Raw genomic sequence first — 12,310 nt, 5'->3', positions numbered from 1 at the left:
TCATTTAGGCAACTACTTGCCCAAATGAATTTTATTCTGCATTTCTGATATCTAAGCTCATTTCGGGGCAACTTCCGAGTTACGAAGTGCCAACTATGAATGTGATCACCAAGCGATTCTGTCGTATCTTAACTACCAACTGATTTTGTCGGTGAACTAATTACCAAGTGTTGATTGGGTTTGATCAACCAGAATTAGCTCGTCTAGTTTAAAGCCTTTTGACTTCGCCACTTGTTTAAAGCGTTCGATGGTGTCTGCGTCTATCGTTGGCGTTCTTGAAAGTAGCCACAGGTAATCATGATTCAAGCCAGAAACAAATGCGTAGTCATAGTTTTGCCCTAGTTCGAACACAATATAAGATGAGTAAAATGGACCAAAGAACGAGACTTTTAAGTGTCCGGTGTTCTCATCTCCAACGAAATACGCTTTGCCATCGGCTTGATTCCACGCTTGTTCTTCGTCCGAATATCCACGGTTTATCACCGTAACACCACCGTCTTTTCGCAACTCGTACTCTGCGGTTACGTTTGAGAGACCACGCTCAAAAGAATGGTCTAGCCGTGCCACTTCATACCATTTACCTAAATACGGTTTCAGCTCGAAATTATTGACAGGCTCTACGCCATCCGGTTTAGAAGTACAACCAAATAGCGTAGTAAGAGATACAAGGAAAAGTAATTTAAGAGATTTCATACAACAACCCAACATTTAATTAGCATTTGATTTTACTATAGAAAGCAAAAAATCGATCACCAATAAATTACCCTGAACTCCCCGCAAGACAGAGCCTCGTGTTGAAAGCCTTGCAGGGCTTCAAACACATTAAAATGACTCACCACAATCACTTTCTTATACTGTTTAAATTGAGTCAGTACTGCCTCTACGCGCGCTTTTAGTTCATCGACATGCTCATAGCGTTCATCCGTCATCGGCAACTCCGCTTTCAATAACGCTCGATATTCATGCCAACGTTGGTCGCGTTCTTTTAATGGAATATAACCGCCATGCCGATCCGCCCGCCACTCCCTTAAGTCATGTTCAACGAAAAGCTCTAACCCGCGATGACGATTAATCAATTCCGCCGTTTGCAGTGCTCGTGTATAAGGGGAACTGACAATGATATCCGCATCGTCAAAAATAGGATGCATGAGCTGCTCTTTGAGTGTCGAGACGTGCTCTCGACTTAGTGGTGCATAATCTTTTTCAAGCTGCGTCATTTCACGCGCATCCGCTAACGAAAAATCGGGCACACCATGACGAACAAAAACGATTTCCATATCGAGTGTTCTTCCTACAATCAATATTTATTGGGAAATGGCCGCAAATTTTAGGTAAGAATGAACCTGGCCATTTTTGTATTCTATCGCCGAATGAATCGCAGGATTTCTATTGCCAACAATCGACATTTGGTAAGTATTTTCGCCTTTGTGTATTGTAAGGTGGAGTACACCCTCTACGAGGTCCCAAACGCCATTGGTATGCAGGCGATCAAACAAAGTGTACTCGTCTAACGTTCCATCGGCGTGCATATAAACTTCAGTGATGTAGCCAGCGGTACACGTTTTGATCCAACAGCGGTCGACGACTTCATCCAATCTAATCTCTCGCTTAGACGCTTTCCAATCATTAAACTGCGTGCTTTGTTTCAAGGCAGGATCAAGATCGCTGAGTTCTTGAATCGGTGCTCCATCTGATTCACGAAGATAGAGCTGAAGCCAATTTGCTATTTGCATGTGCATCCTTTGGTCATTGGTGTGCTAATCATAATACTGAATAACCTGATTGCTTTTGTTGGAGCACCTCGCAAATGTCGTGCGAAAAGGCAGAAACTGTCACTGATAGAGCTTAGCCAATGAGAGAAACTCATCCGCCATTTTAGGCGATGTGATGTGTATGAATTTGATCGGTGAATCCTTTAACTGAACTTTTAACCTCAGATACCTTTCTCGTCGACTTTTATAGTTCTGTATTGACCAGAGAATCACCGAGTCTTTATTTAAAAACGCCTTACGAAAACTTTCTCGATTCCCTGTACCACTCCAAAGTTCTTGCTTAGTCCAAGCTCGCTTTATCGAACGAGTGATAGAACGATACATGGTCAATGATCTGGAGTAATCAAGCCAAATGATCGTATCAACTCGCTCCCATTTGTACGCCTGCGTTCGGGTATAATTGCCATCCAGCACCCAACTGTCTCGTTGCGTTTCGTTTTTTAATTGCTCAAAAAACGATTCATCATCACGTTGTTCCCAGTTAGGTAGCCAAAATAGCTCATCCATTTCAATGTAAGTCACATCTAACGTGTCTGCGAGTTTTTGAGAGAATGTCGATTTACCACTGCCACTACTGCCTACAACATTAATGCGTCTCATATAAAATCCTTTTCGATGGAATGAAGTGGATGCTATTGTTCTAGAGTAATCAGATAGTCTTTAAAGCAATCCTTTAGTCTTTAAATAATCAAATAGTTAACTCAAACAATCAAATAGTTAACTAAATCACGGGATGTTAACAAATGAACATTTAACGTCGAGTGGAGGAGCGGCAATATGCGAAACTGTACGCATAAAAAAGCCTCCAGATAACTGAAGGCTATGATCATCTTTTCTAAATAAATCACGCGGAATGACTACGTTAACCTCAACTCGGGATAACCTAAGCCATTCAACACGGCACTTTTAGCGCCTAACGTCATCAAGACATCCGCAATAGGTTTTACAGCTTGTCCCATGCATCTGACCAATAAACCGTTTCACCTGGTGCATAAGAAGGGTTTGAACACCACCCTGTGTATGGCCAAGGTTTACACTGATAAATCTGACCATCTACGCCTGTTACAATGTCACCCTCTGCGTAGTTTTTGCCGGCTTCGTATTGTGGGTAGTTACCCGGTGGTGGTGTAACCGCACTTTCAACAACACTAAATTGACGAGTAACAGTTTCCGCTTCACCATCATCTGGCGTCGCAATCGCTTCAAATGTAAAGAGACCGGCTTCGATGTTGTTAAGAGCAATACGAAGTGGCGAATCACCATTCACTTGTACGACTTTATCAAATACGACAACATTGACACTATTTTCTACGGTTACTGCAACTGAAGAGGCATCAGAGGAAGCCAGTGTCACAACGAGCTCAACACCCGAATTATTCAATGTATATTCGTTATTAATGCCCGAAACCGAGAAATCAAAGTCAGGAGACGGCGTACCACATCCCTCATCATTGACTTTACGCCAAACACCCCACTCTCCCGTTGTGCCTGGTTCTTCACCGCGAGTCCACCACTCTGCACGCCAAGTCGCACCTTGATGAGAAACCTGATCGCCACCGTTGTAAACGGTATCTTTATCCCATGCATTTGCACATGAAGTGCCATCACTTACCGTAACTTTGCGCACTTTTGTGCTCGTTTGGTTTGCACTGTCAGTCACTTGGTATGTCAGGGTATATTGGCCAACCGCATTTACATCAACACGGCCATCCACACGCACTTGTGAAGTAAGATCTCCGTCTTCTGCATCAATCGCTTTTACACCCATCATTGGATCAAATGCACTACCAAGTTTGATGGTAACGTCCATGACTCCCTCGAATTCTGGTGCGAGACTGTACACTTCAACGTTACGGCTTTGCTTGGTTTCATTGTTGTCGCTGTCTTTTACACTGTAAACCAAAATATATTTTCCGATGGTGTTCGTATCAACAGAACCATCAACCACAATGCTGCTTGTTACATCACCGTCTTCTTTGTCCGATGCTTTCACGCCCGCGTAAGGATCAAACGCATTGCCATGGCGCACTCGTACATCGTTCAAGCCACTGAACACCGGTTCCCCCTCGCTTGGTGGCGGTGGCGTTTGACCATGGATGAATGGGCCGTAATCTCTGATGAACTGTTCACCATACGACTGGCCAGATGCGTTCGTGCCCATATCCCAGTTCACTGACCAAGTCATCACACCACGTAACGGCTGACCTTGCGCTTTAAGTTGATTGAATGCTCCGTAGAGCTTTTGAGGATCTTTAACAAAACCCGTTGCAGCCGCATCGATGTTGGTTGGAATGCCGAACACTAATTTGTCATGCGGGATCTTATGAAAACCGCGCGTACCATTCACCAACGAGTCAGAGATGTAATAGATAAATTCTTGTTTAAGTGCGTCATTGTTTTGTGCAATCCAACCCTCACCTTCAACCCAAATACCATCACCACCTTGGTTGTAGAATTGCGGGTTAATCCAATCGTAATATCCCTCTAAAGCCGTAATGTATGGTACGTATTTTCCCCCCTCAGTTAAGTATGGAAACTCAGGGGCCATTGTGATCAGGAAGTTTTTACCCTGCTGCTGGTAATGATCTTTTACTATACGAAGTGCCGCAGGAATGACCGTTTGGTTATCTGATGCCGTAACCGCCGCCTGCTCTAAGTCTATATCTAGACCGTCAAAGCCATACTTATCTGTCACGCGAATGATTTCTTGTGCGAATGCGTGTTCGTCGCCAGCTTTCAGTTCTACGTGTGCATCTGCACCACCAAGCGCAATGAGAACCGAACGGCCTTGCTGGTTCAATGTCTCGATTTGGTCAATGAATTGCTGTTCCGAAAGGCCAATAGTAGGATCGAGCTTAAAAGTTGGAATGCGGCCCTCATTGGTGTTAAACACTTTCATGAATGAAACATTGACCACGTTATACATTGGGTCAACCTCTTCCAATGTTACACAGGGAGCATTACCACCTTTGTAGCCGCTGCCGTCGCACCAGTTATGCCAATATCCAACAACAACGCCCGCGTCTGGGTTGACCATTTCATTCGCAGAAACCACATTTGTTAGACCACTTAACCCTAATGCAACCGCAAGATACAGCGTATTTTTATTCATTATTATTCCTATTTGTTTCACCGTATGAATCAATCCAACCGCCCTACATGGGAGCGATGAATTTTTCCGGATTATATTGCTCGCTTTAGAGAATAAGCACGCGTTTAAATGTCATGGTTTTGTAATGCTGTATATAACTGTGATCTTAATTCACGGAACGAATCAATTACTCAAGTGGTTTCAAATTATCTTGGGATAATCTCTCACCCAAATCATGGGTTTTAACTCGCTTCATATCAAAAGTTTGCATAAATCAGACATTGGTGGAGATAGGCAGGTTTTATAATGCACGCATGCAAAATAGAGGTTCTTTTATGAAATTGAAAACAGTGTCAGCTTGTACACTCCTAGTTCTACTGGTTGGATGCCACCAACAACAGGATGCAGCGACACAACAAACAACCTCGGCAGATGTATGTAATACACAAGGAAATATGCCAGGTGGGTGGAACAAATTTGATGCTACCCCTGACGTTCAAAAGGCAATGGCCTTCGTCCTTAACAAAATGGAAAATCCCTCTTCATTCAAGCAGATCCTCTCGGTTCATGCTCAGATCGTAAGTGGTGTGAATTACGCAATCGAGTTTGAATTAACGGATGGTTCCGCTTGGAATACGGTTGTTTATAGAAACCTTGATGGTGACTATGCTATTACGCAATCGCCAAAACAAGGACGCTTTTGCGAGCAATAATACTCATAGACTCGTATTTCCATATACTCATCGCTGCAACCAAGCATTTTGAGGCTGAATAACAAAAAAAACCGCTAATTTACATGCCGTAATCTAGCGGTTTTTTTGTTTACCTACTTTACCGGTACCAATTAAAAATCCAATACCATCTGAGACTTCACTGAAACGGTAGAACCTAAACGTGATGGTGCTACATCAATGCGTTGCGCCATCTGTTCTTTAAGTTCTGACACATGGGATATGACGCCTATCATTCGACCACTTTGCTGCAAATCAACCAACGTTTGAATCGCAAGATCCAACGATTCCGGATCTAGGCTGCCGAAGCCCTCATCAATAAACAGGGTATCTAAACGAATACCGCCGCTGTATGACTGAACCACATCGGACAGACCAAGGGCCAAGGCTAGCGCGGCCATGAATGATTCACCGCCAGACAATGTAGCAACATCACGTGTTTTCCCGGTATATCCGTCTTCAACCACCAGATCCAAACCTCGACCTGCTGCCCCCTTAAAACCATCGGTTTTACGAGCTAAGATATAACGACCTTTACTCATCAGGCTTAATCGCTGCGAGGCTTGTATCAAAACATCGTCTAATAAAACACCAAGAACAAATCGGTGTAGGCTGACGCGGCTTCCCGTCTTACCACTGGCGACATCATACAGGGTACCAAACACTTTATACTCATCTTCAAGCTTGGCATTTTTTTCATGCAAGCTGGTAATGTCTTTTCTTACTTTCTCTAAACGCTCAAAGAGCGAGCGATGATTATCAAGCTGATTTCTTGCTACAAGGTACGCCCCAGAAATCGTGGTTAAGTTAGCGTTAAGCGCCTCCATATCAGGCTTTTCAGCATCTTTTAAGGCTTGCTCGAGGTCGGAAAGCGTTTGTTCCAGCTTGATTTTTGATTGTATGAATGCATCGATTTCTTGTTGCCAAGTCAGCAACACCTGTTCATCTGCCTTATTTTGAAGGAACTGCGCTTCATCCGAAAAAGGACTCGTCTTTAACGCGGTTTCCCAATCAGTTTTCGCTGCATCCAATTGTTCTGTGGCTTCTTTGAGCCATTGTTGATGCGTGGTCAATTGACTTTCGATGTTCGCCTTGGCCAATATCGCCTGCTGCAATTGGTTTTGTGCGTCTTCTAAACCACGGTTCAACTCGATTATTTGTGCCTTAACCATCGCAATGTCTTGTTCTAGAACTTCAAGAGACGCGTATTTCTCATCGAATGTAGAGACAAGCTTCGTAAGTTGTTCTTGATTCGCTTTAACCGTCGATTCATTCGCAGCCATTTGGTTTTGAAGATCATTGATCTTACTTTCACCGACTACACAACGCTGATTTAGCTCATTAACGTTCTGCTCAAGCTGAACCAAGTTGATCGACGACAACTGCTGTAAACGCGCATTGAGCGGTTGCATTGAAGCTTGTAAACCGCCCAAATCCATTGTTGCATGTGGTCCAAGTTCTTCTGTTATTTGTTCTATTTGCTGCTTGTATTGCGCGATCGCAATATTGTGCTGATCCAATTGATTACTCAGTTGGTTAAGAGCAACTTGCCCCTCTCGTTCTCGATTTCGCGCCTGTTGCACTTGCTCTTTTGTCACTTCCTCACCAACAAACTGTGCGGGGTGAGGGTGATCGAGACTGCCGCACACTGGGCACATTTCACCAGCTTGTAGGCGCTGAGCCAATACGGCGGCTTGAGCATTGTGCCAGTTCAATTCAAGCGAGTCTGCCGAACGCTGAAGCGCCTCGTATCGAGATTTGGCTTCATTAACGGATGCCTGTTTATTTGGAGTAAAGGCCTCCAACTTTGTGAGCTCTTGGTTCAAACCACTCAACTTCTGGAGATCTTGCATCAAACGTTGCTGCTGCTTTATCTCTGCTTCAACACTGCCGATACTCGCCACATCCACTCGAGCTTGATCCAGCGCTTGCTGACCTTGAAGCGCTTCTTGCGAGAGCTTTTCTTTTAACGCGACATATTTCTTCAGTGTTTCTTCAAACTCTGACTTTTGCACAATGCCAGTTGCTATTGCTTTGTCCAGCGCCTCTTTTTCAACCAACTTTCCTTTTAGACTTTCGAGTTGGTATTGATGCTCTGTTAGCTTGGGTAATTGATTCGCTTGTTCTTTTGCGGTTTTAAGTGCTGCATCTTTTGCTTTGGCAGCGTCATCTGCCAAAGTCACGTCTTGAGAAAGCTTCGCCACCTTTTGCTGTAACTCATGTACTTGTTTGTTCGAGTTTTGCAGCGTGACGTAAGGCAACTCGATCTTGCTCGCTTTCTTCGCATTGTCTAACTGTAACTGACGAGTTGAAATCGCTTCACTTTGCTGAGCGTGTTGTTTCAAAGCAAGTTCAGCTTGCTCTCGTTTTTTGAACTCACTATTGAGCGTTTCTGCTTTCTGAATGTCAGACTTGACCGTATTAAGCTGAGCTAATGATTCTTGCTCTTGACGTTGAGCTTTCTCTAACTCTGAAAACGTTTCTTCTTGTCGTTCGAACAACTCTTGCTCTGTGCTGACTTCCGCCACTTGTAACGCACCACGAATTTGGTTATCAAACTCGCCTTTCGCTTTACTAATTGAGCTTGCCTTATCCTTAAGCGCGTATTCAATCTTTTTGTAGATATCCGTTTGGAACAGTTGACCAAAGATCTCTTCTCGCTCTTTCGATGTCGCTAATAGCAACTCTCGAAACTTACCCTGAGGGAGCACCATCACTTGGCGGAACTGAGTTTCGTTCAAACCGATAATGTTGGTAATCTCTGTTTTTACTTGAGTTGTTTTGCTGGTGATGAGCTTTTCTTCACTCGTTATTTCATACAATGCAGCCGTATGTTTGCGCGTTGTCATGCCCTCCCCGCGGGCTTTTGGTGCTTCCTGTTCTGGAGAACGAATGACACGATAACCTTTGCCATTCAGGGAAAATTCAAGCGTCACTTCTGTCGGCAACGTTGGGGATGCCATATCACAACGCATTTGAATGCCTTGGCGTTCGTTGCCTGTCGTTTCGCCGTAAAGCGCAAAGCAGATTGCATCAAGAATCGACGTTTTTCCCGATCCAGTAGGCCCATTAATCAAAAACAACGGGTTAGTGCCAAGCTTATCGAACTCGATGGTCTCCGTTTGAGCAAACGGACCAAAAGCCTGCATCGTCAGTTTAATTGGTTTCATCTTTGGTCCTTACTGAGATTGCTGGGAAAGTTGCTTGATGATGTCGCTGATCGCCTGATCTTGCTCTTGCGACAAATGACTGTCTTGCGCTTCAATAAAGAAGTCTCGGAACATATCAATTTCACTTCTCGCCAGTTTCGCTTGAGCCATCTCTTGCTCTACGCCAATCAGCATTCCTGGCTTTTCCAGATGCAAAACATTGGGGTACACCGCACGTAGCTTTTCCATTGGATTTAAAATCGCGTGCTTATCCATTAAACGCACCAGCAAGTAATCCTCGTGCTTAGGATCCGTCTTGCCTTGCTCAATGACTTGCTCAAGCTCGCCTTCGATGATTCGCATTTCATGAGGCGCAATGAGATCAATATGTTCAGCAGAAACAAACCCATTCTGATCGAGCTCCACCAGCGTGAAACCTTTCTTCTGGTTTTGCTCACCAAAGCTGTATTTCATCAATGAACCAGAATAACGAATGTACTCTTCACCTTTTTTCTGTGGCTGATGCAAATGCCCTAGTGCCACATAATCGAAGTTAAGGAAGTGCTCGTGGCTGACACGATCAGAACCACCGATCGATAGCGGACGCTCAGATTCGGATTCAATCGCGCCATCAACAAAGCAGTGACTGACTAATACATTTCTCTGCCCTGCTTGGAACTGTTCGGTAATTTTCCCGGCCAATAGTTTGTGCGCTTCATCGTGCGTTGAAACCGCCTCTTTGTAAGCGAAGCGAACTTGTTCAGGATCGTTATAAGGCATGCCATAAAAAGCAACAAGCCCTGCTGTTTTGGTTTGGATAACGACAGGATTAAGCATGTCTTCGAAGTTGCTAATGATGTGTAGACCCGCATTTTTCATCTGTTCAGAGCCAAACCCCAAACGCTCTGCACCGTCGTGGTTACCAGAAATCAAAATCATTGGGGTATTTAATTCACCGCAAATGCGCTTAACTACACGGTTAAGCAGTTCGATAGCCACTGTCGGCGGCACGGAGCGATCGTAGATATCACCCGCAACAACAACTGCATCAACGGGGTTGTTTTGAATATATTGAATTAACTGTTCTAGAACCGCTTGCTGATCTTCCAGCAATGAGACGTTATGAAATTGGCGGCCAAGGTGCCAATCAGAGGTATGGATAAACTTCATTCGAATTCACTTTCTACCATAAACATGGCGTTATCTTATTATTTCGCTAGGATATCCTGACTTCATAAGCTTTTCATGTGGTTTGTTAAGCTTGAACTAAAAAGACGATTCTAAGCCACAAACTCATCAACATTTCCTCATAAGCAAACTCACGAAAGTTCACTAAATATTCATGTTTCTCGCTTGCTTTTATGCAATCGGATTACTATCTTTATTCTGATATAGGTTCTTTAATTGTTAATCGTTAGATTGCTGCTGTCTTAAATTGCTATTTTATAGAGGTACAAGAGTGTGAGAAACCATCGATTTAAACACTTGTTGGGCGCGCTCAAAGAGTTAACTCCCGAACAAAAGAGGCAGTTGATTGATCAGGCTCGACAATCCCTTGCTCATAGCCCTCATTCATCCACTATCCATGATATTCTAACCAAGGAAGAGCTCGACGCACTTTTACAGCCAATGCCAGTGCTCAACGAAAAATGATCACAAACGCCAATCTATTGCTCTGATTTCTTGGTCTTGTTTACCAGGAAAATGCTCACATTCGTCACGCAGACTATTAGCCTCTCTGTTATTGCTTCGCTTTTCATCACCCAGAACCGTTTCCATAAAGAACTGTTGCCATAAAGAACAGTTACCATAAAGTTAGCAAGAAGAAATTACCTGCCTCTTCATAACATAAAATTATAATAAGCATAACTATTGATAATTTCATGTTTCCCTGAATTTTATTTATCTTACGTTCAACCCGCAGAATATTGGACTTAGCTTTGTTTAAGGTAAGCCCGCATTTGTGAAATAAGGATAAATATGAAATTTCTTCACACTATGGTCCGTGTCGCCGACCTTGATAAGTCCATTGAGTTCTACACCAACGTTCTTGGCATGAGCGTGCTTGAACGATTCGAAAACACAGAATATCGTTATACTCTGGTGTTTGTTGGTAATGCCGATCAACCTGATAGCGCGACAATCGAACTCACTTACAACTGGGACACTCACAGCTATGACCTAGGTAACGCATTTGGTCATTTTGCTCTGGGCTGTGAAGACATTTATGCCGCATGCGACAAGATCAAAGCACTGGGCGGCAACGTAACCCGCGAACCAGGCCCAATGAAAGGTGGTGAGACGCACATCGCTTTCATCAAAGACCCTGACGGTTACCAAATCGAATTGATCCAAACAAGCAAATAACGAGGTTTATCATGACAAATGCATTGTTCCAACCTATCCAACTAGGTTCTCTCACGCTTGAAAACCGTATCGTTATGCCACCAATGACTCGCTCTCGCGCAAGCCAACCTGGTAACGTTGCAAACGATATGATGGCGGAATACTACGCACAGCGTGCATCTGCTGGTTTAATTGTTGCAGAAGGCACTCAGATTTCACCTATGGGTCAAGGTTACGCTTGGACACCGGGTATTTACAGCCAAGAGCAAATCGCAGGCTGGAAAAAAACAACCGATGCGGTACATGCAAAAGGCGGCGCTATCTTTGCTCAGCTTTGGCATGTTGGTCGTGTGACTCATCCTGATAACATTGGCGGCGAACAGCCTATTTCGTCTTCAGCATTAAAAGCTGAAAACGTGAAAGTGTTTATCGATAACGGCACAGATGAACCAGGTTTTGTTGAGGTGGTTGAGCCACGAGAAATGACCAAAGAAGACATCAAAATGGTTATCGAACAATACCGACAAGCTGCGCTAAATGCGATTGAAGCTGGGTTTGACGGCATCGAACTTCACGCAGCGAACGGTTACCTTGTTAACCAATTCATTGATTCTGAAGCAAACAATCGTACAGATGAATACGGCGGCTCGATTGAAAACCGCTTACGCTTCCTTGGCGAAGTAGTTGAAGCAATGACTCAAGCGATTGGTGCTGAGCGTGTTGGTGTTCGTCTTGCTCCGTTTACGTCGCTAAACGGCACTGTAGATAAAACACCAGTAGAAACTTATACCGCTGCTGCTGCGCTTCTTGACAAGCTGAACGTCGTTTACATGCACATTGCAGAAGTAGACTGGGATGACGCGCCAGACACACCAGCTGAATTCAAAACAGCCGTTCGCGAAGCATACAAAGGCACGATCATCTATGCTGGTCGCTACAACACAGAGAAAGCTGCTCAAGCACTAGAAAGCGGCTTGGCAGATATGGTTGGCTTTGGTCGCCCATTCATCGCGAACCCTGATCTACCTAACCGAATCAGAAATGATTACCCATTAACAGCGCACGATCCTGCCACACTATTTGGTGGCAATGAAAAAGGCCTATTGGACTACCCTGCTTACCAAGCAAATTAAGCGTCCAAGCTGATAATCGTATCGGCAAGATTTAAGCGATTAACAAGAGACCCTGCTACGTTCATTTACAGAGTAACGCAGCGGGGTT

General features: G+C 44.1%; 10 protein-coding genes. 3 read left to right on the top strand and 7 right to left on the bottom strand.

Annotated elements, in window-relative coordinates:
• Window positions 1-156: 156 nt before the first annotated feature.
• The 5 genes from VA249_RS17125 to VA249_RS17105 form a co-directional block, all read right to left on the bottom strand.
• Window positions 157-693 carry a lipocalin family protein gene (locus VA249_RS17125; protein WP_221071910.1) on the bottom strand — a complete coding sequence of 179 codons (537 nt, stop codon included), beginning with the start codon at window positions 691-693 and terminating at the stop codon, window positions 157-159.
• 56 nt (window positions 694-749) lie between these two features.
• Window positions 750-1,277, bottom strand: coding sequence for a histidine phosphatase family protein (locus VA249_RS17120; protein ID WP_221071908.1), 528 nt, complete (start codon window positions 1,275-1,277; stop codon window positions 750-752).
• A gap of 27 nt (window positions 1,278-1,304) precedes the next feature.
• Window positions 1,305-1,733, bottom strand: a complete 429-nt coding sequence (locus VA249_RS17115; protein WP_221071906.1) for a hypothetical protein — start codon at window positions 1,731-1,733, stop codon at window positions 1,305-1,307.
• A gap of 99 nt (window positions 1,734-1,832) precedes the next feature.
• Window positions 1,833-2,372 (bottom strand): P-loop NTPase family protein, encoded by a 540-nt coding sequence (locus tag VA249_RS17110; protein ID WP_221071904.1) that lies wholly within the window; start codon window positions 2,370-2,372, stop codon window positions 1,833-1,835.
• A 343-nt stretch (window positions 2,373-2,715) separates the two neighbouring features.
• A complete protein-coding gene (locus VA249_RS17105; protein ID WP_225927155.1) occupies window positions 2,716-4,887 on the bottom strand; it encodes an immunoglobulin-like domain-containing protein in 2,172 nt (723 codons plus the stop codon).
• Window positions 4,888-5,198: 311 nt separating this feature from the next.
• Here VA249_RS17105 and VA249_RS17100 point away from each other — a divergent pair, with 311 nt between their 5' ends.
• Window positions 5,199-5,576: a cystatin domain-containing protein gene (locus VA249_RS17100; RefSeq protein ID WP_128812834.1), complete on the top strand. Its 378-nt coding sequence runs from the start codon at window positions 5,199-5,201 to the stop codon at window positions 5,574-5,576.
• A 131-nt stretch (window positions 5,577-5,707) separates the two neighbouring features.
• Here VA249_RS17100 and VA249_RS17095 read toward each other — a convergent pair whose 3' ends face one another.
• Both VA249_RS17095 and VA249_RS17090 read right to left on the bottom strand, forming a co-directional pair.
• Window positions 5,708-8,764: an AAA family ATPase gene (locus VA249_RS17095; RefSeq protein WP_221071900.1), complete on the bottom strand. Its 3,057-nt coding sequence runs from the start codon at window positions 8,762-8,764 to the stop codon at window positions 5,708-5,710.
• A 9-nt stretch (window positions 8,765-8,773) separates the two neighbouring features.
• On the bottom strand, window positions 8,774-9,913 hold the full coding sequence (locus tag VA249_RS17090; RefSeq protein ID WP_221071898.1) for an exonuclease SbcCD subunit D: 1,140 nt from the start codon (window positions 9,911-9,913) through the stop codon (window positions 8,774-8,776).
• 810 nt (window positions 9,914-10,723) lie between these two features.
• On the opposite strand from VA249_RS17090, the gene gloA reads away from it, so the two are divergent.
• Both gloA and VA249_RS17080 read left to right on the top strand, forming a co-directional pair.
• On the top strand, window positions 10,724-11,110 hold the full coding sequence (gene gloA, locus VA249_RS17085; protein WP_221071896.1) for a lactoylglutathione lyase: 387 nt from the start codon (window positions 10,724-10,726) through the stop codon (window positions 11,108-11,110).
• A gap of 11 nt (window positions 11,111-11,121) precedes the next feature.
• Complete coding sequence (locus VA249_RS17080; protein ID WP_221071894.1) at window positions 11,122-12,222, top strand: alkene reductase; 1,101 nt, start codon at window positions 11,122-11,124, stop codon at window positions 12,220-12,222.
• The last annotated feature ends 88 nt before the right edge of the window (window positions 12,223-12,310 follow it).

Source organism: Vibrio alfacsensis, from assembly GCF_019670485.1.
Classification (GTDB): Bacteria; Pseudomonadota; Gammaproteobacteria; order Enterobacterales; family Vibrionaceae; genus Vibrio; species Vibrio alfacsensis.
The sequence above is the reverse complement of the archived record's forward strand: the minus strand, read 5'-3'. Positions and strand labels throughout refer to the sequence as shown.